At 71.2% G+C, this 25,809-nt stretch carries 22 protein-coding genes; 4 read left to right on the top strand and 18 right to left on the bottom strand.

Going from position 1 to position 25,809, the window contains the following annotated elements; translation table 11 throughout:
• Nucleotides 1-128: 128 nt before the first annotated feature.
• Nucleotides 129-752, top strand: coding sequence for an Rv3235 family protein (locus AB0C25_RS23510; protein ID WP_357376394.1), 624 nt, complete (start codon nucleotides 129-131; stop codon nucleotides 750-752).
• Between the two features lie 250 nt (nucleotides 753-1,002).
• Here AB0C25_RS23510 and secA read toward each other — a convergent pair whose 3' ends face one another.
• Nucleotides 1,003-3,930 carry a preprotein translocase subunit SecA gene (secA, locus tag AB0C25_RS23505; RefSeq protein WP_357376393.1) on the bottom strand — a complete coding sequence of 976 codons (2,928 nt, stop codon included), beginning with the start codon at nucleotides 3,928-3,930 and terminating at the stop codon, nucleotides 1,003-1,005.
• Nucleotides 3,931-4,097: 167 nt separating this feature from the next.
• On the opposite strand from secA, the gene AB0C25_RS23500 reads away from it, so the two are divergent.
• Entirely contained in the window at nucleotides 4,098-5,249 is a 1,152-nt protein-coding gene (locus AB0C25_RS23500; RefSeq protein ID WP_357376392.1) for a GNAT family N-acetyltransferase, read from the top strand.
• A complete protein-coding gene (locus tag AB0C25_RS23495) occupies nucleotides 5,249-6,361 on the top strand; it encodes a GNAT family N-acetyltransferase (protein WP_357376391.1) in 1,113 nt (370 codons plus the stop codon). Before AB0C25_RS23500 ends, AB0C25_RS23495 begins: the two co-directional genes overlap by 1 nt.
• Nucleotides 6,362-6,431: 70 nt before the next feature.
• Here the strand turns inward: AB0C25_RS23495 and raiA are convergent, their stop codons facing one another.
• The 8 genes from raiA to efeU form a co-directional block, all read right to left on the bottom strand.
• Nucleotides 6,432-7,067: a ribosome-associated translation inhibitor RaiA gene (gene raiA, locus AB0C25_RS23490; protein WP_357242022.1), complete on the bottom strand. Its 636-nt coding sequence runs from the start codon at nucleotides 7,065-7,067 to the stop codon at nucleotides 6,432-6,434.
• A 242-nt stretch (nucleotides 7,068-7,309) separates the two neighbouring features.
• Nucleotides 7,310-8,011, bottom strand: coding sequence for a ComF family protein (locus tag AB0C25_RS23485; protein ID WP_357376390.1), 702 nt, complete (start codon nucleotides 8,009-8,011; stop codon nucleotides 7,310-7,312).
• Nucleotides 8,012-8,023: 12 nt separating this feature from the next.
• Nucleotides 8,024-9,838 carry an LpqB family beta-propeller domain-containing protein gene (locus tag AB0C25_RS23480; protein WP_357376389.1) on the bottom strand — a complete coding sequence of 605 codons (1,815 nt, stop codon included), beginning with the start codon at nucleotides 9,836-9,838 and terminating at the stop codon, nucleotides 8,024-8,026.
• Nucleotides 9,835-11,592, bottom strand: a complete 1,758-nt coding sequence (gene mtrB / locus AB0C25_RS23475) for an MtrAB system histidine kinase MtrB (RefSeq protein ID WP_357376388.1) — start codon at nucleotides 11,590-11,592, stop codon at nucleotides 9,835-9,837. The genes AB0C25_RS23480 and mtrB overlap by 4 nt, the downstream gene beginning before the upstream one ends.
• A 12-nt stretch (nucleotides 11,593-11,604) precedes the next feature.
• On the bottom strand, nucleotides 11,605-12,294 hold the full coding sequence (gene mtrA / locus AB0C25_RS23470) for an MtrAB system response regulator MtrA (RefSeq protein WP_110564421.1): 690 nt from the start codon (nucleotides 12,292-12,294) through the stop codon (nucleotides 11,605-11,607).
• 228 nt (nucleotides 12,295-12,522) lie between these two features.
• The gene (gene efeB, locus AB0C25_RS23465) at nucleotides 12,523-13,800 is read right to left on the bottom strand and encodes an iron uptake transporter deferrochelatase/peroxidase subunit (protein ID WP_357376387.1); all 1,278 of its coding nucleotides are present in this window, start codon (nucleotides 13,798-13,800) and stop codon (nucleotides 12,523-12,525) included.
• 25 nt (nucleotides 13,801-13,825) lie between these two features.
• Entirely contained in the window at nucleotides 13,826-14,959 is a 1,134-nt protein-coding gene (efeO, locus tag AB0C25_RS23460) for an iron uptake system protein EfeO (protein ID WP_357376386.1), read from the bottom strand.
• A gap of 24 nt (nucleotides 14,960-14,983) precedes the next feature.
• Nucleotides 14,984-15,886 (bottom strand): iron uptake transporter permease EfeU, encoded by a 903-nt coding sequence (efeU, locus tag AB0C25_RS23455; RefSeq protein ID WP_357376385.1) that lies wholly within the window; start codon nucleotides 15,884-15,886, stop codon nucleotides 14,984-14,986.
• Nucleotides 15,887-16,056: 170 nt separating this feature from the next.
• On the opposite strand from efeU, the gene AB0C25_RS23450 reads away from it, so the two are divergent.
• On the top strand, nucleotides 16,057-16,215 hold the full coding sequence (locus tag AB0C25_RS23450) for a hypothetical protein (RefSeq protein ID WP_357376384.1): 159 nt from the start codon (nucleotides 16,057-16,059) through the stop codon (nucleotides 16,213-16,215).
• A 74-nt stretch (nucleotides 16,216-16,289) separates the two neighbouring features.
• On the opposite strand, the gene ahcY is transcribed toward AB0C25_RS23450, so the two are convergent.
• The 9 genes from ahcY to AB0C25_RS23405 all read right to left on the bottom strand — a co-directional run.
• A complete protein-coding gene (gene ahcY, locus AB0C25_RS23445; RefSeq protein WP_357376383.1) occupies nucleotides 16,290-17,816 on the bottom strand; it encodes an adenosylhomocysteinase in 1,527 nt (508 codons plus the stop codon).
• Between the two features lie 280 nt (nucleotides 17,817-18,096).
• Nucleotides 18,097-19,260: a mannose-6-phosphate isomerase, class I gene (gene manA / locus AB0C25_RS23440; RefSeq protein WP_357376382.1), complete on the bottom strand. Its 1,164-nt coding sequence runs from the start codon at nucleotides 19,258-19,260 to the stop codon at nucleotides 18,097-18,099.
• A gap of 3 nt (nucleotides 19,261-19,263) precedes the next feature.
• Complete coding sequence (locus AB0C25_RS23435; protein ID WP_357376381.1) at nucleotides 19,264-20,265, bottom strand: cation diffusion facilitator family transporter; 1,002 nt, start codon at nucleotides 20,263-20,265, stop codon at nucleotides 19,264-19,266.
• A 67-nt stretch (nucleotides 20,266-20,332) separates the two neighbouring features.
• Nucleotides 20,333-21,529 carry an SIS domain-containing protein gene (locus AB0C25_RS23430; RefSeq protein ID WP_357241990.1) on the bottom strand — a complete coding sequence of 399 codons (1,197 nt, stop codon included), beginning with the start codon at nucleotides 21,527-21,529 and terminating at the stop codon, nucleotides 20,333-20,335.
• The gene (locus tag AB0C25_RS23425; protein WP_091394023.1) at nucleotides 21,526-21,711 is read right to left on the bottom strand and encodes a Trm112 family protein; all 186 of its coding nucleotides are present in this window, start codon (nucleotides 21,709-21,711) and stop codon (nucleotides 21,526-21,528) included. Before AB0C25_RS23425 ends, AB0C25_RS23430 begins: the two co-directional genes overlap by 4 nt.
• Nucleotides 21,712-21,805: 94 nt before the next feature.
• Entirely contained in the window at nucleotides 21,806-23,191 is a 1,386-nt protein-coding gene (locus AB0C25_RS23420; RefSeq protein WP_357376380.1) for a phosphomannomutase/phosphoglucomutase, read from the bottom strand.
• A gap of 69 nt (nucleotides 23,192-23,260) precedes the next feature.
• Nucleotides 23,261-24,379 (bottom strand): hypothetical protein, encoded by a 1,119-nt coding sequence (locus tag AB0C25_RS23415; protein WP_357376379.1) that lies wholly within the window; start codon nucleotides 24,377-24,379, stop codon nucleotides 23,261-23,263.
• Nucleotides 24,380-24,536: 157 nt separating this feature from the next.
• On the bottom strand, nucleotides 24,537-25,229 hold the full coding sequence (locus AB0C25_RS23410) for an endonuclease V (RefSeq protein ID WP_357376378.1): 693 nt from the start codon (nucleotides 25,227-25,229) through the stop codon (nucleotides 24,537-24,539).
• A 145-nt stretch (nucleotides 25,230-25,374) separates the two neighbouring features.
• Nucleotides 25,375-25,809, bottom strand: a 435-nt coding sequence (locus AB0C25_RS23405; RefSeq protein WP_357376377.1) for a transposase family protein, incomplete at its 5' end; no start/stop codon positions are given.

The raw sequence follows: 25,809 nt of genomic DNA, 5'->3' as shown, positions 1-25,809 counted from the left end.
TGGCGAAACCGAGTGGATCATGCCGGCGAAGGACGCGATGGTCGTCGGACCATTGACGGAGGCCACTTTGTCGCCGAGAATTGGGCTGTCGGAGGCAAACGAAGGCAAACGCAAGATCGAAGGGGTCCATGATGAGCGAGGCGCGACCCGGCCCATTCCGACCGCCCGTGCGGCTGCGCCCCGTCCCGCCCATCGACCCGCCGTACGCCGACGAGGCCGACGGGTCGTACTGGCCGGCACCCGTCCACGGCCAGCTCGCCCTGGACCTGTTCGCCTCGACCCGGCCAGACCCGGTCCGGCCACCGGAGCGCCGGAGTGCCCTCCGCCCGGTGCCGAGCCGGTCCACCACCCACCCGGCGACGCCGCTACCACCGGCGACCGCCCCGGAAGCCACCCGAGCCGCGCATCGCTTCGTCGGCACCTGCCTGGAGGTGATCAACGGCTACCGGTCCCCGGCACAGGTGCGGGCGTTGCTCGACCCGGCCCAAGCGACCGACCTGCTGACCGAGCTGGCCCGAGCAGGTCAGCTGCTGACCGGTTCCGCCCGCGCGTCCGGGCGGCCCGGGTCACCTCGCCGGCGGGCCGGTCGGCCCCTGGTCCGGTTGCTCCGCATGCGGTTCTGCGAGCCCCGGGACGCAGCGGTCGAGGCGGCGGCCGTCCTCACCGGCGCGGGCGGTCGGAGCTGGGCCATGGCACTCCGCCTGGAGCACCGTCGGGGGCGCTGGCTCTGCACCACCCTGCACGTCCTCTGACCGCAACCCATCCGGGACCCGGGCGGGACCGGCTTGATCGACTCGCGTTTCAGGTAGTCGGGCCATCAGCCGGTCGCTGACACCCCAACTTCCGTGACGTCGAGTCGATCATCGGCGCGCGGGGCAGACCCACGGGCGGCCCGGGGGCCTGCGGTGCCGCGGCGCGCGGTGTGACCGGGTGCGTGCGGGCTGGAGACGACGAACGGGTCCCGGCCTGTCTGGCCGGGACCCGTTCGTCAGGTGCTGTTGGTCAGTTGCCGCCGTTGGGGGCGCCGTGGCAGCGCTTGTACTTGCGGCCCGAGCCACACGGGCACGGCGCGTTGCGGGACGGGCCGTTGCTCGCCTCCGCCTGGTTGGCTGCCGGCCGACGGGAGGCGACCGACGGAACCGCCGGGCCGCGGAGACCGGCGGCCGGACGTTGCGGGGCGGACGGGGCGGTCCGGCCCGGTGCCGCCGGAGCGCCCGGGGCGGGGCGACCCACACCGAGCGCCGGAGCCTGCTGCTCGGCCTGCTCGATGACGGGAGCGCCGGGGCTGGCCTCACCGTCGATGGTGGGAGCCGAGTATTGCAGGCCCTGCCGCCGCGGTGCCTGGTTGAGGCCCTTGGCCCGGATCTCCACCGGCTTGTCGAGCAGCGCGACCTCTTCCGAGCCCGCGTCCGGCTCCGGTTCGGTCACCTGGACGTCGATGTTGTAGAGGAAGCCGACCGTCTCTTCCTTGATGCCGTCCATCATCGTGGCGAACATGTCGAAGCCCTCGCGCTGGTATTCCACCACCGGGTCGCGCTGGGCGTACGCCCGGAGGTTGATGCCCTCCTGGAGGTAGTCCATCTCGTAGAGGTGCTCGCGCCACTTCCGGTCGATGACCTGGAGCAGCACCATCCGCTCGAGCTGACGCACACCCTCGGTGCCGACCTCCTCCTCGCGCCTGTCGTACGCGGCGTTGGCGTCGTCCTTGAGGCGGGCGACCAGGAAGTCGGCGTCCATACCGGCCCGCGAGCCGCCGGCCTCCTCCTCCAACTCCTCGATCGTCACGCCGACCGGGTAGAGCTGCTTCAGGCTGGACCAGAGCTGTTCGAGGTCCCAGTCCTCGCCGTAGCCATCGGAGGTGGCCCCCCGCACGTACGCCTCGACGGTGTCGTCGATCATGTTGCGGACCTGGTCGGAGAGGTCCTCACCGTTGAGCACCCGAAGACGCTCGGCGTAGACGACCTGGCGCTGCTTGTTGAGCACCTCGTCGTACTTCAGCACGTTCTTGCGGATCTCGGCGTTCTGGCCCTCGATCTGAGCCTGGGCGCTCTTGATCTGCCGGGTGACCATCTTCGACTCGATGGGCACGTCCTCCGGGATGTTGAAGCGCTCCATCACCGCCTCGACCGCCCCGGCCCGGAACCGCCGCATCAGCTCGTCCTGCAGGGACAGGTAGAAACGGGACTCGCCCGGGTCACCCTGCCGGCCGGCGCGACCGCGCAGCTGGTTGTCGATCCGCCGGGACTCGTGCCGCTCGGTGCCCAGCACGTAGAGGCCACCGGCGGCGGAGACCTCCTCCGCCTCGACGTCACAGGCCTGCTTCCACGTGGGAAGGACCTCCTCCATCGCCTTGGCGTACTCTTCCTCGTTTTCCAGCGGGTCGAGACCGCGCTGGCGCAGCTCGTTGGCGGCGAGGAACTCGGGGTTGCCGCCGAGCAGGATGTCGGTGCCGCGGCCGGCCATGTTGGTGGCCACGGTGACCGCGCCCTTACGCCCGGCCTGGGCGACGATCTCGGCCTCCCGGGCGTGGAACTTGGCGTTCAGCACGTTGTGCGGGATGCCGCGTCGGCGCAGCAACTGGGAGAGGATCTCGGAGTTTTCCACCGAGACGGTGCCGACGAGCACCGGCTGGCCGAGCTGGTGCCGCTCGGCGATGTCCTCGATGACCGCGTTGAACTTGGCCTTCTCCGTCTTGTAGATGACGTCCGGCCGGTCCTCGCGAACCATGGGGCGGTGGGTCGGGATCGTCACGACGCCGACCTTGTAGACCTTGTTGAACTCGCTCGCCTCGGTCTGCGCCGTACCGGTCATCCCGGACAGCTTCTCGTAGAGGCGGAAGTAGTTCTGGAGGGTGATCGTGGCAAGAGTCTGGTTCTCCTGCTTGATCTCCACCCCCTCCTTGGCCTCGATCGCCTGGTGCATGCCCTCGTTGTAGCGACGGCCGTGCAGGATGCGACCGGTGAACTCGTCGACGATCAGGACCTCACCGTCGCTGACGATGTAGTCCTTGTCGCGCTTGTAGAGCTCCTTGGCCTTGATGGCGTTGTTGAGGTAGCCGACCAGCGGCGTGTTCACCGACTCGTAGAGGTTGTCGATGCCGAGCCGGTCCTCGACCTTGGCGACACCCCGCTCGGTCACCGCGATGGTGCGCTTGGAGTGGTCGACCTCGTAGTCGCCCTCGCCGTCGGTGCCGGGCTGGAGCCGGGCCACCACTCCGGCGAACTCGCCGTACCAGCGGGCCGAGTGCTCGGCCGGGCCGGAGATGATCAGCGGGGTGCGGGCCTCGTCGATCAGGATGGAGTCGACCTCGTCGACCACGGCGAAGTTGTGGCCGCGCTGCACCAACTCGTCCTTCGACCAGGCCATGTTGTCGCGCAGGTAGTCGAAGCCGAACTCGTTGTTGGTGCCGTAGGTGATGTCGCACTCGTAGGCGGCCTTGTGCTCGGTGGCCGGCCGGTTGGGCAGCACCACGCCGACGGTCAGCCCGAGGAACTCGTGCACCCGACCCATCCACGCCGCGTCACGCTGGGCGAGGTAGTCGTTGACCGTGATCACGTGCACGCCCTTGCCGGACAGCGCGTTGAGGTAGACGGCCATGACCGAGGTCAGCGTCTTGCCCTCACCGGTCTTCATCTCGGCGATGTTGCCGAAGTGCAGCGCCGCGCCGCCCATCACCTGGACGTCGTACGGACGCTGGCCGAGCACCCGGGCGGCCGCCTCGCGGGCCACCGCGAACGCCTCCGGCAGCAGGTCGTCGAGGGTTTCCCCGTCGGCCAGCCGCTCCCGGAACTGGTCGGTCATGCCGGCCAGCTCCTCGTCGGTGAGGTTGACGTAGTCGTCCTCGATCGAGGTGACGGCGGCGGCGATGGCCTTGAGCCGGCGCACCATGCGGCCCTCGCCCGCGTTAAGGACCTTTTCCAGAATCGACACGGATCAACGCTCCCCTAGACAGTCTCGAACCATCGTAGGCGCTCCATCGGCGCGATGGTCACCGGTGGCGGTGCTCGACTCCGCCGAACCCGACATAATTCGCGTCCTGCGCACCCTCGAACGTTATCCGGTTACGCCGTCGGCGAACGGTGCGGCACGATGCACGGGTGGAGCCCGTGGAGATCATCGAGGACGGCGTGTTGCTGCGGCCCTGGCGCGGCACCGACGCCGACGCGGTATATCGGGCGTGCCAGGATCCGGACATTCAGTACTGGACAACTGTGCCACGCCCATATCGGCCCGAACACGCCCTCGGCTTCGTCACCGACATGAGCGAGACGGCCTGGGCGGGGGGTACCAAGGCGCCGTTCGCGGTCTGCGACCCGGCGACAGGCGAACTGCTCGGCTCGTGCGGCTTGGTCTCCATCGAGCGGGACGGCACCGGCGAGGTGGGTTTCTGGACCGCCCCCTGGGCACGCGGCCGGGGCGTGATGGTCCGGGCCACCCGGGCGGTGGCCCGCTGGTCCTTCGACACCCTCGGGCTGCGCCGGCTGATCTGGCACGCCGAGGTGGGCAACCACGCCTCCCGGCTGGTCGCCCTCCGGGCCGGATTCCGGATCGACGGCCGGCTGCGGCTGGCCAACCCGCCGACGCGGTCCGACGCGGACGGCTGGATCGGCTCGCTGCTGCCCGGCGAGGTGCCCGCCCCCGGGGCGACCGGGCCGGCCGGTCCCGGTACCCTCGCCACCCGGCGGGCCGCGGTCTTCGGCCGCCCACAGCCCACCCTGTTCGCCACCGCCGGGGCCGGTGAGCTGCGTCTGCGGCCGATGGAGGAGCAGGACCTGGATGCCGTGGTGGACACCTGCCGGGACCCGGAGTCCATCCGCTGGACGACCGTGCCGGACCCGTACGAGCGGGCCGACGCGCAGGGGTTCCAGGTCTACGGCCAGGACACCTGGGCTCGGGGCGAGGCCGCCTGCTTCGTGGTCGCCGACCCGGACGACACATACGTGGGCACGATCGCCCTGCGGCTCTCCCCCACCGACGCACTCCTCGCCGACGTCGGCTTCATGACCGCCCCGGCGGCCCGCGGCCGGGGGTACATGCCGGCCGCGCTCGTCGCGCTCAGCACCTGGGGCTGCGCCACGCTGGGCCTGGCCCGCATCGAGTGGAAGGCGAACGTGGGCAACACCGCCTCCCGCCGAGTGGCGGAGAAGGCGGGCTTCACGATCGAGGGGACCGCCCGGGGCGGGGTGCAGCACCGGGGCGAACGGGTCGACGCGTGGGTGGGCGCGCTGCTCGCCAGGGACCTGGTCTGATGGCCCTGCGGCAGGTCGTCGAGGCGCACGGCGTGCGGCTGCGTCCCTTTCGGGCCGAGGACGCCGCCGACGTGGTCGACGGCTGCGCGGACCCGCTGACCCAACGCTTCGTCTCGAGCCTGCCCACGCCGTACAGCCGGACCGATGCCCGGTGGTGGATCGACGTCGGCGCCCCGGCGGTCTGGACCGGCGGCGGCGCGGCGTACGCCGTCGCGGACCCGGCCACCGACCGGCTGCTCGGCGCGGTGGTGCTGAGCAACCCGGTGCCCGCGCGGGGCCAGGCCGAGATCGGCTACTGGCTGCGACCGGCGGCGCGCGGGCGCGGACTGGCCGTCGCGGCCACCCGCGCGCTCAGCGAGCACGCGTTCGCCACCGGAACGGCTCGACTGGAACTGCTCACCGATCCGGAGAACGGCCCGAGCCAGCGGGCCGCGCTGGCCGCCGGTTTCCGCTACGAGGGTTCGCGGCGGTCGGCCGGTTCGGGCCGCGACGGAGGTCGACACGACCTGCTGGCCTGGGTACGCCTCGCCGACGACCCGCCCGGACCGGTCGCCCGGCTGCTGCCCGACCTGCCTGGCGGGGTGCTCACCGACCAGGTGGTGAGTCTGCGCCGGCTCGCGCCGGACGACGCCGAGCTGATGTACCGGCTGCACAGCCGACCCGAGGTGGTGGCGAACCAGGCGCCACCCGTGCCGCCGACACGGGAGGCGATCGAGCGACGGTGTCGTCTCGCGGAGAGCGGGTGGCTGACCGGGGACATCGCCCGACTGTTGATCACGGACGTGGCCGGCGGGGAGCCGGTGGGCAGTTGCGGGCTGTCGTACACCGACGTGGCGGCCGGCGAGGCGTCGGTCGGCTACGCGTTGCTGCCCGCCTGGCGCGGCCGGGGGTACGCGACCCGGACGGTCCGGCTGCTGGCGGACTGGGCGTTCGGGCCGGCTGGTATCGCCCGGCTGACCGCTGGCACGGTGCCGGACAACACCGCGTCGCACCGCGTGTTGGAGCGGGTCGGATTCCGGCGCGAGGCACTGCAGCGTGGGCGGCTGCCCGGGTTGGCGGGCACCCGCCTGGACGATCTGACCTTCGCGCTGCTGCCAGCGGAGCGGCGCTGACGCCGCCGTGGTTCACGGGGTTGTGCTGGGCTCCCCCGGCACAACCCCGTGACCGCGGATCGGCTGGTGGTCAGGTGGCGAGGGAGATGATGCCGTAGTCGTAGGCGTGGCGGCGGTAGACGACGCTCGGGCGGCCGGACTCCTTGTCCTGGAACAGGTAGAAGTCGTGGCCGACAAGTTCCATCTCGAACAGCGCGTCGTCGATCGTCATCGGCTCCGCCGGGTGCACCTTCTCCCGGGCGATGTGCCACGGCTGGTCGTCGTGCTCCTCCTCGACCCGCTCCGCGACGGCGGTGCCGGCGCGGGCACCGTCGAGCGACGCGCTCAGCGTGCTGGTCCCCAGGTCGGCGACCGGCAGGCCCGCGGTGGCCTCGGCGACGGAGATCGGTGCGTGCCGCCCCCGGTGTACGCGACGGCGGTCGGCCGCACGACGCAGTCGGGTGTCGAGCTTCGCGATGGCCGCGTCGAGTGCGCTGTAGAAGTCGTTCGTGCAGGCCTCGGCCCGCATCACCGGGCCCTTGGAAACGCAGGTGATCTCCACCCGCTGGCAGTGTTCGGCCTGGCGCGGATTGCGCTCGTGAAACAACTCGACATCGACGCGAATCAGTTTGTGGTCGTAGCGTTCGATCTTTGCGAGTTTCTCGGCTACGTGTACCCGGTAATGGTCCGGCACTTCGACGTTTCGGCCCTTGACCACGATGTCCACGTGACCTCCCTTGTTCGGACGGTCTTCGATCCGGCAACCCGGTCGCGCGCCGTGGGGGGACCCGCTGGCGTCGACCGGCTGGTACGGCTACGCCTCCTCTCACCGCCGAGGGTGGTGGAACGACCTCCTACCCCCGACAGCGAAACGCTAACTCCTGTTGGCCCGGCAGTCACCCCAAGTTGCCGAGACTCCCAGGATTTTCGCAGCTGATACACCAACGGGTGAAACGGAAACACAGACGGTTACGAGAGGTGTCTTTTCTGGGTCGCCGCGAGTACCGCGGCGACACTCGGCACCCATCCGGTCGCGCTCAGCACCCGGGCTGCGGCGGCCAGGGTCACGCCTGTGGTGACGATGTCGTCCAGCAGCACCACGACCGGCGCGTCTGCCGCACGCCCCCCGCTCGCGGTGGCGTGCGGCCGGAAGGCGGCCTCGGCCGCCGCCGCGCGCTCCGCGCTGTCCAGGCCTACCGAGTCGGGCCGGGGCAGCGCCCGCAGCGGACGGTGCACCCGCGCCGTCCAGCCGCTCTGGTTGAGTCGGGCCGCGCAGTGCCGGGCCAACCGGTCCAGGTGGTCCCCGTACCGGGACCGGGCTGCCGCCGCCGTGTCCGGGACCGGGACCAGCGCCACGGGACGAGCCACGCCGACCGCCGCCGCGACAACCTCGGCGAGTAGTGCGCCGAGCGGCCGGGCCAGACCGTGCCGGCCGTGGTCCTTGTACGCCAGCAGAGCCTCGCGCAGCGGACCGGCGTAGGGGCCGAGGGCGACGCAGGACGGCAGGCCCGGTGGCGCGGGTGTCGGACGGACCGACCGTGGGCGCAGCGCGCCCAGGGTTGCCACGCAGTCCGGACAGACCCCGTGCCGCAGCCCGGACCGACGCTCCCGGCAACCCGCGCAGGTGGTGGGCAACACCAGGTCGGCGAGATCCGCCCAGAGCCCGGTCACCACGTCACCCGGTCAGTAGAGGAAGAACGGTGCCGACGGGTTGCTCGGGCGGACACCTGCCGGAACCGGGGCGATGTCGCGTACGCGGCCGGGCTCGATCCGTTCGAAGGGGCTGCTGCGGTAGGCCACCCCGTTCGCCTCGTACATGTAGGCCCCGCTGGGCACCCGGACGATGCGGTTGGTCGGGTACGCCGTCAGGTGGTTGACCTTGGCACCGAGGTCGGTCCGCAGCGGCGTCTCCAGTGCGCCGTCGACGCTGATCTCGTAGATCGCCGGCTGACCGACGGACCCCGCCACCACCAGTTGGTCCTCGCTGCCCCAGTCGACAGCGGTGAGGGCGGTCAGCGAGGTGGCCAGCTGCCGGGGTGGGCCGATGGAGACGCCGCCGCCGTCCAGGTTCACCGCGGCGACGTAGAGCCGGCCACCGGCGATCAGCGCGACCCGCTGGCCGTCCAGCGCGGCAGCAACCGCACTGACGTCGGCGGGCAGGTTGAGGGGCACCCGATACATCCGCGCCGACTCGTCGAACCGGTAGAGCTGCCCGTCGGCGACGACCAGGCCGCGGCCGGGGCGTGCGTCGACCGAACGCAACCAGACCGGGCGGCTCATCGAGGAGTATTCGGACGTGCTGCGGAAGGGGACGGAGACCGGCGCGGCACCCGCACCCACCGCGAGGCGGCGCCTGCCGTCGCTGCTGCCGGTGACCACCAACGCGGCGAGGACCCGCTGCTCCTTGGCCATGGCCAGGTCGGCGGAGACGATGTTGCGGTTGGCCTCGGGTGCCAACGGCACGGTGCCGCTGAGTTCGCTGCCGAAGTCGAGCGGGTGGATGGCGCCCTCGTACAGGCCGAACCGCTGCGGGCTCTCGGCGATCGGGTAGAGCTGAGCGGAGTTCCGTCGCTCGCTCAGGTCCTGTACGGGCAGCGAGTTGTTGCGGATCTTCAGCTCCAGCTGACCCGGCAGGTCCCCCAACGACCAGGCGATCTGCGTGATCAACTGGTCGATCCCGTTCTGGTCGTCGCCGGACATGTCCAGGTTGACCTCCCACCGGCCGTTGCCGCCGGTGGCGTTGTTGATCAGCTCGGTGCGATCGGGCAGCCCGACGACACCCGGGCGCAACCAGTCGGAGGGACCACCGACCAGCCACTTCACCACCTCGTTGACCCGGCGCTCTTCCGGCACCGCGAGCGGCCGGTAGCGCTGGTCGGGCACGAGGCGGGTGCGGTCCGAACTCCAGAAGTAGATCGACTCGTCCTGGTAGTAGCGACGAAGGGCGGCGTCGCTGAGCAGCAGCACGTTCGGCGGGTCGAAAATGTACAACCCGGCCCGCTCGTCGTTCACGGCGCCGTTCAACGCCGCGCTGCGGATCCCGAACTCGTACTCCGTCTCGGTCGCCACCGGCGGCGCCAGGGTGCCGTTGGCCCGCAGGACGCCGATCTGCTGCACGGTGATCTTCACCGTGGTGGTCGAGTCGCTGTTGAGGGTGTAGACCGCCTCACGCAGCCGCACCACGTTCAGCGCGACCTCGCTGCCCTTCTTTTCCTGCAGGCGGGACTTGTGCTCCGGGGCGATGAACGCCTTGACCCGCTCGTACGCCCGATCCGGCTCTCCGGCGGCGGCGGACAGGAAGTTGCGGACGAACGCCTCGTTGACGCTGCCGCTGGCCGTTCGCGTCGGCGGCTCGTTGCCGGGACCGTTGACCGCGCCGGCCTCCGTCGCGGTCCCGCCCTTGCCGTCCACCCGCACGTCGGACGCCGCCGGGATGCCGCAGCCACCGCCCAGCAGCACCACCACGCCGAGCGCCGCGACCAGGGTCGGCCGTCTCATGAGCGCACCTCCGCCCGCTGTCCGTCCCCGGTCGGCGCCGGGCCGATCGCCAGTGCCCCGCCGGTGCCGGGCCCGATGGCCAGCGGGCCGCCGTCGCGGGGACCGCCGAACGGCAGCGCGGCGTCCGCCGGCACCAGGCGCAGCGGCGAGGTGGTCAGCCGGTCTCCCGCGCGGGCCGGCAGCGTGAGCCGGAACTGGGCGCCCTGCCCGGGTGCACCCCACGCCTCCAGCCAGCCGCCGTGCAGCCGGGCGTCCTCCAGGCTGATCGACAGGCCCAGCCCGGTGCCGCCGGTCTGCCGTGCCCGGGACGGGTCGGCTCGCCAGAACCGGTTGAACACCAACTTCTCCTCGCCCGCCTTGAGCCCCACGCCACGGTCGCGCACGGTGATCGCCACGGCGGTCTCGTCCGCGCCGAGGGTGATCAGCACCGGTCGGGCCTCGCCGTGCTCGACGGCGTTGCCGACCAGGTTGCGCAGCACCCGCTCGACCCGGCGCGGGTCGACCTCGGCGATCACCGGAGTGCCCGGCAGGTCGAGTTCGATGGGTACGCCCACCCGCTCGGCCAGGCCGCCCAGCCGGTCGACCACCCGGTGCACCACCGGCACCAGGTCGGTCGGCTCGGAGTCCAGCATGGCGAAACCCGCGTCGAAGCGGCTGATCTCCAACAGATCGGTGAGCAACTCCTCGAAGCGGTCCAACTCGGCCTGGAGCAGCTCGGCGCTGCGCGCCACCGCCGGGTCGAACTCGTCACGCTCGGCGAAGATCAGGTCAGCGGCCATCCGTACGGTGGTCAGCGGGGTACGCAGCTCGTGCGAGACGTCGGAGGTGAACCGACGCTGTAGTCGGGACATCTCCTCCAGGCGCAGGATCTGCCGTTGCAGGTTGGTGGCCATCTGGTTGAAGGAGGCGGCGAGCAGGGCGAGGTCGTCCTCACCGTTGACCACCATGCGTTGGTCGAGCAGGCCGGCGGAGAGTCGCTGGGCGGTCCGTGCGGCGACCCGGACCGGGTTGACGACCAACCGGGTGACGAGCGCCGCGAGCAGCCCGAGCAGGATCACCAGGGCGACCCCGGTGGCGACGACGGTGGCTCGGGCGTCGGCGGCGGTGACGTCCTGCCGGGTCAACGGCACCAGGTAGTAGAGCTCGATCTGGCCGAAGCGGGTGGGCACCGGCGAGCCGTAGACCAGATACTTGGTGGACTCGCCGGTGAGCCGCCCGGTGCGGATCTGGCTGGCCACCTTGCCGTCCGCGATCGTGGCCCGCAGCTCCGGGCTGATCAGCGCCTGGACGTTCACCGACGGCGAGGTGCGGGTCTGGATGTCGTTCTGGTAGCCGTCGGCCGTGATCGCCACCACCACACCGCTCGTCTGCTGGGGGTCGCCGCCGGCCAGGTAGTTGACCGTGCCGTCGATGGTCTCCTGGAGCTGCGCCTCCTGCGACTGGCCGTACAGGGAGACCTGCTTGGCCGCGTAGCTGGCACCGGTGATCACCCGCTGTCGGACGTCGCTGCGGGCGTTGTCGAGGAGGATGGTGGTGATCTTGTCAGCGATCACGAACGCGAAACCGCCGACCAGCAGGCTGGACGCGACAAGCGTGATGGTCACGACCCGGACCTGCAGGGAGCGCCGCCAGGTCTGGTGCACGCGGCCCACCACCCGGGCGACCCGGCCGCTCACCGCGCGCCAGATCTCCCCACCGGCGCTGGGCCGGCGGGCAGCCGTGCTCGGGGAGTGTGGGGGCGGCGAGGTCGACACAGTGCGACCAGGCTATCCGGTCCCCGCCTTGTATCCCACGCCCCGCACGGTGAGGATGATTTCCGGTCGCTCCGGGTCCGGCTCGATCTTGGCGCGCAGTCGCTGGACATGCACGTTGACCAGGCGGGTGTCGGCCGCGTGCCGGTAGCCCCAGACCTGCTCCAGCAGCACCTCACGGGTGAAGACCTGACGCGGCTTGCGGGCGAGCGCGACCAGCAGGTCGAACTCCAGCGGAGTCAGCTTCACCTCCTCGTCGTTGCGGCTGACGGTGTGCGCGGGCACGTCGATGGTGATCTGGTTGTCGGGTGGCCCGATCGTCAGCATCTCGGGGGCCACGTCCTCGCCTCGACGCAGGCGGGCCCGCATCCGGGCGACCAGTTCCTTGGGCTTGAACGGCTTCACCACGTAGTCGTCGGCACCGGACTCCAGGCCGAGCACGACGTCCACGGTGTCGCTCTTGGCGGTCAGCATGACGATCGGCACGCCGGACTCCGCCCGAATCGACCGGGCGACGTCGATACCGCTCATACCAGGCAGCATCAGGTCGAGCAGCACGATATCGGGACGGCTGTCACGAAAGGCGGCCAACGCCCGCTCGCCGTCCGCCACGAACGAGGGTTGGAAACCCTCGCTGCGCAACACGATGCCGAGCATCTCGGCGAGCGCGGGGTCGTCGTCGACCACCAGTACGCGGGCTCTCATGGGATTAATATTGCATCCTCATTCAGTTCGGTGGGACCGGCGTCCGTCGGTAACGCAGGGTGCCGCCGCAGAAGCGCTCCTCGCGACCCGCGGCGGCGGCGCCACGGGCTGCGGTGCCCGGCGCAGGATGAGAGCTCCGGCCCAGGCTGACACCATGATCCCCCTTCGACGGCACCCGGCGCCACCGCGGCCGCGGCCGGGGCCGGCTGTCACCAACCTGACCCCGGGTCAGCCGAAGAGCGCGCGCCCCCAGTGGTCCCCGCCGTCGCGTACCCCGGGCGGGCAGGCGAACACGCCGCTGGAGACGTGCCGCAGGTATTCGTTCATCACGTCGTGCCGCGCCAACTGGGTCTGGATCGGCACGAACTGGCGGCGCGGGTCGCGCTGGTAGGCGATGAAGAAGAGGCCCGCGTCGAGCCGGCCCAGGCCGTCCGAGCCGTCGACGAAGTTGTAGCCCCGGCGCAGCAGTTGGGCGCCGTTGTTGCGGCTCGGGTGGGCCAGCGTCACGTGCGCGTGCTCGGCGATCACCGGCTTGCCGTCCGCGCCGCGCGCGGCGAAGTCCGGCTCGTCGAACTCGTCGGTCCGGCCGAGGGGGGCACCACTGCCCTTGGTCCGGCCGACGATCTCCTCCTGCTCGGCCAGGGAGGTCCGGTCCCAGGTCTCCACCAGCATCCGGATCTTGCGGGTGACCAGGTACGAGCCGCCCGTCATCCAGTCCGGCCCGTCACCCGGCTGCACCCACAACTGGTCGCGCAGCAACTCGGTGTCCTCGGCCTTGAGGTTGGCCGTACCGTCCTTGAACCCGAACAGGTTGCGCGCGGTGGCCTGGTCACGGGAGGTCGAGGAGGTACGCCCGAAGCCGAGCTGTGACCAGCGAACGCTCACCACGCCCATGCCGAGCCGGGCCAGGTTACGGATCGCGTGCACCGCGACCTGCGGATCGTTGGCGCACGCCTGCACGCAGAGGTCACCGTTGGAGAGCTGCGCCTGCAGGGCGTCGCCGGGGAACTTCGGCAGCTCGGCCAGGGCGACGGGCCGCCGGTCGGCGATGCCGAAGCGGTCCCGCCCGTCGGCGTCGCGGAACAACGTCGGCCCGAAGCCGATCGTCAGGGTGAGCTGCGACGGGGGCAGGCCGAGCGCCTCGCCGGTGTCGTCCGGCGGAGCCTCCGGCATCCCGCCGACCGCGCCGAGGATTCCGGCGTCCCGCCCCGCGGTCATCCGGGCGGCGGCGGCGGACCACTCCTCGAGCAGCTCGACCAGCCGGGTCCGGTCCTTGGTGATCACGTCGAAGGCGACGAAGTGCAGCCGGTCCTGGGCCGGGGTGACGATGCCGGCCTGGTGCTCGCCGTGGAACGGCACCGCCCCGGCCGGGTGGTCGCTCGCCGCGGCCGGACCGTGGGAGCCGTTCAACAGCGCCCCCGCGCCGGCCGCCACTCCGGCGACCCCGGCCACCCCGGCGCCGGCCAGGGTGATGGCCCGGCGCCGGGTCAACCTGCTCCCACTCATCGACTCGACTCCTTCTGCCGGAAGGTCACTTCGCGACGGCTGCGGCGACCTTGCTGATCGGCTCGGTGAGCGCGTTGATCCCGTCGGAGAGATCCTTGAGCTCGGCCTTGCTCAGCGCGGTGTGCAGCTTCCACCCGTCGCCGTCGCGGTGCTTGCCGAGCAGCGTCTCCACGTTTGCGAACTCGGTGTCCAACTGCGTGACCAGCTCCGGCGAGCGCTGCTGCAGGGCCGGGCGGAGGGCGGAGACGGCGGCCTTGGAACCTTCGAGGTTGGCGGCGAAGTCCCACAGGTCGGTGTGCGAGTAGCGGTCCTCCTCGCCGGTGATCTTGCCGCTGGCCACCTCGTCGAGCAGTTCCTTGGCACCGTTGGCGAGCTGGAGCGGGGAGAGCTTCTCGGCGTTGGCCTTGGTCACGATCTCCTTGACGTCCACCAGCAGGCGGTCGGCGATCGGGCCGTCCTTGCTGATGTCGCCCGACTGCCAGAGGTCCTTCTCGATCCGGTGGAAGCCGGTGAACTCCATCCCCTCCTCGATGACCTCCTCGCGGCCATCGATCTTGGGGTCGAGGTCGCCGAAGATCTCGGCCACCGGCTCGATCCGCTCCCAGTAGGTGCGGGCGACCGGGTAGAGCGTCTTGGACTTCGCCACGTCGCCGGCCTTGACCGCGGTGACGAACTCCTCGGTCTTGTCCAGCAGCGCGTCGGTCTGGCTCTTGACGTAGCGCTGGTAGTTCTCGGCCGCGCCGGCCAACGCGGCGTCGGCGGTGAGCGGCTGCGCCGACCCACTGACCTTGAGCGCGCCCCGGATGCCCTTGCCGCTCATCCCGGGTTTGCAGGCCGTCTGGTAGGTGCCGGCCGGCAACTCCACGTGCAGCTCACGGCTCAGCCCCGGGGCGATGTTCTCCACCTCGCCCATGACGCGGTCGCCGTCGGCGTACACGTAGAACTCGGTCACCTTCGCGCCGGAGTTGGTGATCTTGAAGGTGGCGGTGCCGGCGCCCAGGTCGGTCGAGCCGACCTCACAGGCGGTGTCGCTGGCCTTGACCACGATCGGTCCGCCGGACGCGGCCGAGTCACCCTCGTCGGAGTCGGAGCAGGCGGCCAGACCGGCCGTCGCCAGCACGCCGACGGCGGCCAGCGCGAAAAATCGGGTGGTACGCATCTGAGCTGTCTCTCCTCGTGGGGGTCAGGCACGCTGCGGCGTGGCGGCCGCCTCGGCCTCGGCCTCGGTGCCGGTGTCGGCTCCGCGCTCGGTGACTGTGGTTGCCGCGGCGGGTGCCGGCTTGCGGCGGGCCGGTCGCAGGAAGAGCAGAAGGACCGGCACGGCGTACCCGATCCAGGCGATCGTCTCCAGCACGGTGGGCGCGGGCGTCACGTTGAACATGCCGGCGAGCAGGGCCGCGTACCAGGTGGTCGGGTCGAGCGCCCCGGTGATGTCGAAGGCCAGGTCGTTCAGGCCGGGCAGGACGCCTGCCTCCTGGAAGTCGTGGACGCCGTACTTGAGGATGCCGGCGGCCACCAGGATCAGCAGCGCGCCGGTCCAGGTGAAGAACCTGGTGAGGTTGATCCGCAGGGCGCTGGCGGAGAGCAGCACGCCGAGCACCACGGCGGTGACGATGCCGCCGATCAACGCGAGCAGCGGCCCGCTGTCACCGGCCGCGCCCTGGGCGGCCGAGTAGAAGATCAGCGCGGTTTCCATACCCTCCCGGATCACCGCGAGGAAGGCCATGCCGGCGACCGCGAACGAGCCGACGGCAAGCGCCTCGGTCAGCTTTCCCCGCAGCTCGCCGGCGATGGTCCGGGCCGCCCGGCGCATCCAGAAGATCATCCAGGTGACGAAGACCACGGCGGCGACCGAGGTGGTCGCCTCGAACAGCTCCCGGTCCTCGTAGCGCGAGAACAGCGAGGTCGACGTGTACTCGATCAGCCAGCCGAAGAGCACCGACAGCGCCACGGCCAGGCCGACGCCCGCCCAGACCTGCGGCAGCCGGTCCCGGCGCTGCGACTTCACCAGGAAGGCGACGAGGATGCTGACCACCAGAGTGGCTTCCAGACCCTCCCGCAGGCCGATCAGGTAGGTGGCGAACATCCGGGCTCCGAGTTCATCAGGTGCGCCTCAACCAACTTAGGGCAGGCATACCTTGCTCCCTGCTCAGGAGCCTCGTCAAGTCGTACACGACAAGCTCACTCGACCCCTGCGCCGCAGGCCAGGCCGGTCGGCGACGGACACCACCCTTCGGCTGTGACAGGATGCCCGCCGTGAAGGGATTCCTGCCGTGGCTGGCGGTGCTGGCCGTGGTCCTGCTGCTCAGCGCGCTGCGCCTGCGGGCGCTGGCCACAGTCGTGTCGCTCGCCTGGCTGGCCTGGTGCGTCTGGACGTGGTTCCGCCCCACCCGCCGCGACTCCCGTTCGGGCTGACCCCGCCGACTCCGGGCGGAAGACGACGAACCGGGCCGGCTGCGAACAGCCGACCCGGTCCGGAAGCGCGTCGATCAGTAGCGGTAGTGGTCCGGCTTGAACGGACCCTCGGTCGAGACACCCAGGTACGCGGCCTGCTCCTTGGTCAGCGTGCTCAGCTTGGCGCCGAGCGCGCCCAGGTGCAGCCGGGCCACCTTCTCGTCCAGGTGCTTGGGCAGCACGTAGACGCCGATCGGGTATTCCTCGGTCTTGGTGAACAGCTCGATCTGGGCGATCGTCTGGTTGGCGAACGAGTTCGACATCACGAAGCTCGGGTGCCCGGTCGCGTTGCCCAGGTTCAGCAGGCGACCCTCGGAGAGCACGATGATGGCGTGCCCGTCGGCGAAGCGCCACAGGTCGACCTGCGGCTTGATGTTGATCCGCTCCACGTCGGAACGCTTGGCCAGACCGGCCATGTCGATCTCGTTGTCGAAGTGGCCGATGTTGCCGACGATGGCCTGGTGCTTCATCCGGGCCATGTGCTCGTTGGTGATGACGTCGAAGCAACCGGTGGCGGTGATGAAGATGTCCGCCTGCTCGACCACGTCGTCCAGGGTGGCCACCTGGTAGCCGTCCATCGCGGCCTGCAACGCGCAGATCGGGTCGACCTCGGTCACCACGACCCGGGCGCCCTGGCCACGCAGCGACTCGGCGCATCCCTTGCCCACGTCGCCGTAGCCCATCACCACGGCCATCTTGCCGCCGATCAGCACGTCGGTGGCCCGGTTGATGCCGTCGATCAACGAGTGCCGGCAACCGTACTTGTTGTCGAACTTGCTCTTGGTCACCGAGTCGTTGACGTTGATGGCCGGGAAGAGCAGGGTGCCCGCGCGGTGCATCTCGTAGAGCCGGTGCACGCCGGTGGTGGTCTCCTCGGTCACGCCCTTGATGCCGGCGGAGATCCGGGTCCAGCGCTGGCCGTCCTCGCCGAGCGAGCGGTGCAGCAACTCCAGGATGACCGCGTACTCCTCGGAGTCGGCGGACTCGACCGGCGGGACGGCCCCGGCCTTCTCGAACTCGGTGCCCTTGTGCACGAGCAGGGTGGCATCGCCACCGTCGTCCAGGATCATGTTGGGGCCCAAGCCGGCTTCGCCGGTATCGCCAGGCGAGCCCGCCGGCCACGTAAGAGCTCTTTCGGTGCACCACCAGTATTCCGGGAGGGTCTCGCCCTTCCACGCGTACACCGGGACGCCGGCGGGGGCGTCGGCGGTGCCGTTCGGGCCGACGACGATCGCCGCGGCGGCGTGGTCCTGGGTGGAGAAGATGTTGCAGGAAGCCCAGCGCACCTGTGCGCCGAGCGCGACCAGCGTCTCGATCAGGACGGCGGTCTGGATGGTCATGTGCAGCGAGCCGGTGATCCGCGCGCCGGCAAGCGGCTGCGCCTCGGCGAACTCCCGTCGAATCGCCATCAGGCCGGGCATCTCGTGCTCGGCGAGCTGGATCTCCTTACGCCCGAACTCGGCGAGCGACAGATCCGCCACCTTGAAGTCGCCTTCGGCGAGGGTGCTTGGCCGGGCCTCGGACGGCGTACCGCTGGGGGACGCCGGGAGGGTGCTGGTCATGAAAGCTCCTGTCGAACGATGTCTACGCCGACCCTCCACCTTACGCGCGCCGCCGTTCCCTGTCCGGCACGGTCCACGGACAGCGCACGGGGCGGTCGGTGATGAGCGGACCTTCCCGCCCACGTCCCGCCCGCCCCGTGCATCCCCCCGGTTTGGTTCCCCGCACGTTCTCGGACCGTCGTCGCGATAACGCTGCGTACCCATAGAGTCACACTCAGGCAACTCGCCGTCAAGCTATTCCGGAAAAGTCGGACTTGTGTCGTCGTTGGACGCGGACGGGTCAGCGCAATCCGGAGGTCGCCACGTACGCCTCGCCGTCGCCGCTGATCCGCAGCGGCTCGCCGGCCGCGGTGCCGATCGCCGCCTCGCCGGACGCCAGCGTCACCGCACCGGCGCCGTCGTCCACGGTGACCGCGCCACCGGCGCAGAGCACCACCCGGGGGCCGGGCAACGGCAGCGTGACCAAGGGCACCGCCGCGCCCACCCGCACCCGGTGCAGCGCGAAATCATCCACCGGCACCGGCCAACAGTCGACACCTGGACCCACCGGCAGCGCGGCTCGCACCGGCTCGTCGAGCACCTCGAAGCGAAGCACCCGCAGCAACTCGTCGACGTCCACCCGCTTCGGGGTCAGTCCACCCCGCAGCACGTTGTCGCTGGCCGCCATGATCTCCACGCCACAGCCGCTCAGGTAGGCGTGCAGGTTGCCGGCGGGCATCCAGATCGCCTCCCCCGGCACCAGCCGCAGGTGGTGCAGCAGCAACGCCACCAGTACGCCCGGATCCGCCGGATACGCCGTGGCGAGCCGGTGGGCCAACTCCGCGTCCGGGCCGTCGACCGGCGCCGCCGCCACCGAGGCCAGCAGCTCGGGACGCTCGGCGACCGGCCAGCCGAGCAGCGTCCGCACCGCCGTGCGCAACCCCGCCGGCCCGGCCCGCAACGCGGCGACCACCGGCGCCAACTCCGGTACGCCGAACGCGGCGAGCGCCTCGGCCGACTCCGCCGGATCCCGAAAACCGCACAGCGCCTCGAACGGCGTGAGCGCGACGAGCAACTCCGGCTTGTGATGCGGGTCGGAATAGTTGCGCTGGCCCTCGGGAAGCCCGGCCTCGGCCGCGTAGCCCGCCCGCGCCTGTTCGGCGTCCGGGTGGGCCTGCAGGCTCAGCGGAGCATCGGCGGCGAGCACCTTGAGCAGGAACGGCAGTCGGCCGCCGAACCGCTCGGACACCCGCTGACCGAGCCACTGCCCCGGCTCGTCCCGCACCAGGTCGCAGAGGCTCACCTGCAGGCCGGCGCGGTTTACGCTGGCCGGAGCGCCCGGGTGGGCGCCCAGCCACAGCTCCGCCTCCGGCCCCGCGCTGGGCACCACCCGACCCTGGAGGAGTGCGAGGGCCGAGCGGGAACCCCAGGCGTAGTCGCGAATCGGTCCGTAAAGTGGCTCCACAGCTCAGCCCCCGGGCCGCCCGGCCGCTTCGCCCGACGCGTCCTGCGGCACGGCCGTGTCGGCCGCCGCGCCGGTGCCGGCCTCGGCGGCAGCGGCACTGTAGACGTCCGGCTCCAGGTAGATCACCCGGGCGATCGGCACCGCGGCGCGGATCCGCGCCTCCACGGCGTTGATGCCCCGCGCCAGGTCGTGGGCGCTCTCCCACTCCGGAACGGCGATCTTGGCGGCCACCATCAGCTCTTCCGGGCCCAGGTAGAGCGTCTTCATGTGGATGATCCGCTCCACCTCGGGGCCGTCGGTGACGGCCCGCTCGATGGTGGCCAGGTCGGACGCCTCGGCGCCCTCACCGAGCAGCAGGCTCTTCGTCTCGAAGGCCAGGACCACGGCGATCACGACAAGCAGGACGCCGATCATCGCGGTGCCCGCGGCGTCCCACCGGCCGTTGCCGGTGATCAGCGTCATGCCGACACCGAACAGCGCGAACACCAGACCGACGAGCGCGCCGAAGTCCTCCAGGAGCACCACCGGCAGCTCCGGCGCCTTGGCGCGGCGGATGAAACGCACCCAGGACTGGTTGCCCCGGATGTGATTGGACTCCTTGATGGCCGTCCGGAAGGAGAACGACTCCATGATGATCGCCGCCACCAGCACGACCACCGGCAACCAGTGCCACTCCTTGATGCCCTCTTTGTAGTCCCACTTGTGGTACGCCTCGTACAGCGCGAACAGGCCACCGATGCTGAACAGCACGATGGACACGATGAACGCGTAGATGTAACGCTCCCGGCCGTACCCGAACGGGTGTTCCGGGGTGGCAGCCCGCTTCGCCCGCTTGCCGCCGAGCAGCAGGAGACCCTGGTTGCCGGAGTCGGCGACCGAGTGGACCGCCTCGGCCAGCATCGACGACGACCCGGAGAGCAGGAAGGCGATGAACTTGGTGACGGCGATGCCGATGTTGGCCAGCAGGGCGGCGACAATCGCCTTCGTCCCACCGTTCGCGCTCATGCCACCGCTCCGCTTCGCCGCACGAAGCCAACCGGCCCGCGCATGACGCGCCGCCCCCTACGTTCGTTCACTGGTTCGACAGCTCCTTCATTTCGGTGATGGCCGGTACGGCCATCGGGTCCAGCCCGTGTGCCAGAGCAAGGTAGATCGAGGCGAAATCCGGGACCGCGATCAGCGAGGCCAGCCGCTCCAGGGCGGAGCCGCCCTCGGCGGTCACCACGTCGCACCGCACGCCACGGCGCTCGGCGAGGGTCTGCACCGCGTCCGCGCGGCGCTCCTCGACGGCCAGCGGCTCGTCGGTGTCGTCCTCGGCGTTGAGCCCGCCGTCGCGCAGCAGCACGAGCCGCAGCCGGGTGCCCTCGCCGTCGTCCTCCGCCCGGTCGGCGAAGATGTCCCGCTCGCCCTCGGCCAGGCCGCCGAAGACGCCGTCGAGCAGCCCGACCCGGCCCCGGCCGGCCTCGCCGAGCGCCCCGGTGACCACCGGGTAGCGGGCGTTGGCCGACAGGGTGTCGCCGAACCGGCGGGCGGCCACGGTGGCCAGCGGGGACGAACCCCAGACGATCGGGATCGAGCCGGCCAGGCCCAGGGCCAGCGACTTCGCCGGGTTGACGAAGGACTCCGCGGCGGAACGGCAGCGGTCGGCGTCCGCGTCGAGCCGGGCCGCGGTCTCCGCCAGATCCGCCTCGTTGACCTTCACGAGCCCGAGCGAACGAGCCGCGAGCAGGACCGGAATGGTGAGCGCCCAGAGGCTGGCTCGGGCCGGGGCACGCCGGGGCACCGGGATGAACGGCGCTCGGGCCTGCTCGGCGATCGACTGCAACTGCGAGTCGGGGGCACCCACGGCGACCAGCCGGGCACCCCGCCGGTGCGCCGCCTCGGCCGCGCCGAGCGCCTCCGGGCTACGACCGGACGCGCTCACCGCGATCACCACGTCCGCCGCGCCCACCCAGCCGGGTACGCCCGCGCTGCGGTGCCCGATGATCGGGACCGGGCAGCGCGGACCGGCGACAGTGGCCAACACATCCCCGGTACGCCCCGCGGTGCCGATACCGGCGATGACGACGGCTCGGGGACGCCCGTCGTCGGCGAGGACCGCCAGGTTCGCCTCGGCGGCCAGAGCCGCGCTCTCGCGAACCTGCGCACCGGCCGACGCCGTGTGCCGGAGCATGCCGCCCGGATCGTGCTCGGCCAGCGCCTCCGGGTTGTCGAGCAGGGCCTCGTCGGCGTCGCGACGACCGCTGACCCCGGCCGTACCGTCGATCATGAGGACTGCCCTGGGCCGCCGCGCGCCTCGTCGAGCAGCAGCACCGGCACGTCGTCGCGGACCTCGAAGATCCGGCCACACTCCGTGCAGGTGAGCGTCTGCGCCTCGGCATCGTAGGTGAGCGGGGCGTGGTGCGTGTCCGGACAGGCGAGAATCTCGAGCAACTGCGGATCCAGGGCCATGGCACGGCTCCTTCCACGTGTGCGGCTTGACCGGCGGCGGTACCGACCGGGTGTGCGGCTTGACCGGCGGCGGTGCCGACCGGCGCAGGCGATCTTATCGGCGAACGCGGTCGAGCACGTCGTCCCGGAGCGAGACCATCCGCTCGCGGGTAGGCGCCTCGACGTTGAGCCGCAGCAGCGGCTCTGTGTTGGAGGCGCGCAGGTTGAACCACGCGCCGTCGGGGAACCGCAGGGTGAGGCCGTCCATCTCGTCGGTCACCGCGTCGGGGTACGCGGCCCGCACCTCGGCCACCGCCGCCGCCTGGTCGGCCACCGTCGAGTTGATCTCGCCGGAGGCGATGTAGCGCTCGTACTCGCCGGCCAGTACGGACAGCGGCAGCGACTGCTCGCCCAGCGCGGCCAGGGTGTGCATCGCCGCGAGCATCCCGGTGTCGGCGAACCAGAAGTCCCGGAAGTAGTAGTGCGCGGAGTGCTCGCCGCCGAAGACGGCGTTGGTCCGGGCCATCTCCGCCTTGATGAAGGAGTGCCCGACCCGGGCGACGACCGGCTTCCCACCGTGCTCACGGATGATCTCCGCGACCGCGCTGGAGGTGATCAGGCCGTGGATCACTGTGGAGCCGGGGTGCTTGGCCAACTCCCGCGCGGCAACGAGGGCGGTGATCGCCGACGGCGAGACCGGCTCGCCACGCTCGTCCACCACGAAGCACCTGTCGGCGTCGCCGTCGAAGGCCAACCCGATGTCGGCCCCGTGCTCCACCACCGCGCGCTGGAGGTCGACCAGGTTCGCCGGATCCAGTGGGTTGGCCTCGTGGTTGGGGAAGGTGCCGTCCAGCTCGAAGTAGAGCGGCACGATCTCCAGCGGCAACGGCGACAGAGCGGCGTCGCCCAGCACGGTGGGGACGGTGAAGCCACCCATCCCGTTGCCGGCGTCGACGACGACCTTCAGCGGCCGGATGCCCGAGAGGTCGACCAGCTTGCGCAGGTAGCCGGCGTAGTCGGGCAACAGGTCGCGCCGCTCGGCCGGCCGGGTGGGCGTACCGGCGGGGCGAGCCTCGCCGGAGTCGAGCAGCGCCTGGGCCCGCTCCCGGATCTCCGCCAGACCGCTCTCCTGCCCGATCGGGCGCGCGCCGGACCGGCACATCTTGATGCCGTTGTACTGGGCGGGGTTGTGGCTGGCGGTGAACATCGCGCCGGGCAGGTCGAGCGAGCCGGAGGCGAAGTAGAGCAGATCGGTGGAGGCCAGCCCGATCTCGATCACCGAACGGCCCTCGGCCCGTACGCCGGTGGCGAACGCGGCGGCCAGTCCGGGCGAGGTGGCGCGCATGTCGTACCCGACGACCACCGCGTCACCCGGCTCCTCGGTGGAGTTGAGCAGCTGCGTGAACGCGGCTCCCAGCGCCTCGGCGACCCGTTCGTCCCACTGGTCCGGCACCGTCCCTCGGACGTCGTACGCCTTCACAATCTGGGACAGATCAGACACGTGTTCCACTCCTTGGCCGCAGGTAGACACCGAGCCTGAGCGTAACGGAGGGTCCGGGTCGAGCCCCGCTCAGCCGGGGAGCCGGGGCATGATCACGGTGCGACCGCCATCGTCGGGGGGCGGATCCCCGGGCAGTTGGCGGTTTTCCGGCGCTCCCGGCATCGGCTGCGTCGCCTCCGGGGGCGCACCGGCTGCGGGCCGGGCACCGTAGACGCCACCGGCGGCCGGGTGCGGGGACGGCACAGCACCCGGACCCGCTGGCGGGCGCGGGAAAGCCATGGCGCCCGGGCGCGGGAGTGGCGCGGCGCCCGGACCGGCGGGCGGCGGCTGCTGGCCGTACACCTGGCCAGGGCGACCGGACGCGGCCGGCGACCCACCGCCGGCCCGGTAGGTGGTGCCGCCGGGGTTGCCCGGCAGCGTGCCGGTCGGCTCGTCGGACGGCCGGCGATCCTGGCGCGAGCGACGGAACAGCAGCACGATGAGCAGCAATCCGATCGCCACCATGACGATGCCGAAGATCATCACCGGTGATGTGCCGGACGAGGCCGCGGCAGCCGCCGAGGTGTCCGGCGCACCGGGGGTGCCGCCCAGTGCCGCCGGTGTCACCGCGTCGTCGACGATCGCGACGTCGGTCGGACTCGGGGTGGGCGTCGCCTTCTTCGACGGCGTCGGCGAGGGGGTGACCCGCGCGCCGTTCACCTTCGCCGTGTCGCTGCCCCGGCCGAGTTCCAGACCGGTCGCGTTGGAACCCACGCCGATCACGATGAGCCGGCCACCCGGGACAGCCGCACCGAAGCTCACCCGGTACCGCACGGTGATCCCCTTGCCCTTGCACAGGGTGGGCTTCAACGGCGTCGTCTGCACGGTCCCCACGTTGCCGCCACCGCCGCTGACCGCCACCGGGAGCCACTGCCTGCCCGCGTTGACCTCGACCTTCACCTGGTCCGGCTGGAGACCCGAAAGGTTGAGAACCACTCCGGTACGCAGCAGGACGCAGCCGTCGGTGCGCTTGCGCACCGCCACGTTCACCCCCTGCGCGGAACCGCCGGCGGTGAAGCTGCTGGCCGCGCCCACCCGGACCGAGTCGCCGTCGGCCAGCGCGGGCGACGCGCCGAGCATCACCAGGCCGCCCACCAGACCGCAGACCGCCGCGAGCCGTGCCGCGCGTCGACGCACCGTCATGATCACCTCGCCGTCTCCCCGGGTGGGGTCCGCGGGCCAGGCTACTACCGCCCCACCCACCCCGCCGGTCACAGAGCGCCCCGGACGTGTGCCGCGTTACGGTTTGGGACCCGGCCCGACGACCCTGCTCACGCGTGGTTTCACTCCGGGCAGGACGCCGGGGTCAGTGCGGGTGCTCCGCCCGGGAGAGGGCGTCGCGGCAGAGTCGGTCGGAGGTGCGGGTGCTCTCCGGCAGCCGGAACCGCGGGGTCAGCGCGAGCACCTGCGCGGTCGCGTTCTCCAGGCTCATTCGATGTCCGACGCTGACGAAGACCGGCTTCACGCCGTCCTGGGTGCGGAGCACCCGGCCGACGACGTCAGCGCCGTCCCGTAGCGGCGACCAGGCACCCCGCCCGGCGGCCGGCGGATCCCACGTCCCGACCAGCGGCGTCTTGCCCACCCCGATCGCGGGCAACCCGGTGACCACGCCGAGGTGGCAGGCGAGCCCGAACCGACGCGGATGCGCCAGCCCGTGCCCGTCGCACACCAGCAGATCCGGGATCGTGGCCAGGCGGTCCAAGGCGCTGAGCAACGCGGGCAACTCACGGAAGGCGAACAACCCCGGCACATAATCGAACGCGGGCCGCCCCACACAGACCGCCGAGTCCACCACGACCAAGGTCCGGGCATCCAGCACCGTCACCGCCGCCGCCAGCAGGTCACCACCCTGGGAGTACGCGACGTCCAGGCCGGCCACCGTCTCCGGCGCGCTCGGCCCCGGCCCGACCAGGTCGACAAGCGGCCGCAACCCCTCCTGTACGGCCACCGCCTCGGCAACACTGCCCGGCGTCGCCGCATCGCCCGGCGTCGGGGTCACCCCTCGCCATGATCCACTCGACTTCATTGGGCTAGTTGCATCCTGTTTGTGCTGGTCAGTGGGTCTTGACGTGTTGGTGTGAGGTGGTTTCGGGCTGGTTGAAGGCTTGTTGATCTTCAGGGTGGGTCGTTGCCCGGGGGCGGGTTCAGCGGGTGATCTCGGTGTGGGTGAGTACGAGTAGGGCCCGCACCAGGGCGGTGGCGTCGCGTCGCCAGTCGCGGCGTAGTCGGTGCAGGATGCGCCAGTTTTTCAGGTGGGCGTGGGCGTGTTCGTTGGCGACGCGTTCGCGGGCGATGAGCGCGTTGGTGATTTTTTCGGCGGGGGTGAGTTTGTGGTTGCGGCAGGCGCGGCGGCCGACGATGACGCTCGGGTTGGTGGTGGGTTGATCATCGAGGCGGGTGTGGAAGCGGTCGCAGATGACCGTCAGGTGGTGGTGGCGTAGTCGTGGCGGTAGGCGCAGGCGTTTGGCGTGGGTGGCCTCGTGGAGTCGGGCTGGTTGCGCTGCGGAGGCCCAGAGCAGTCGGCCTCGGTGGTCGGTCAGGGTGATGACGCGTAGGTGGTGGGCTTTGTGTTTCGGGCA

The organism is Micromonospora sp. NPDC048839 (genome assembly GCF_040649915.1).
GTDB lineage: Bacteria > Actinomycetota > Actinomycetes > Mycobacteriales > Micromonosporaceae > Micromonospora.
The sequence above is the reverse complement of the archived record's forward strand: the minus strand, read 5'-3'. Positions and strand labels throughout refer to the sequence as shown.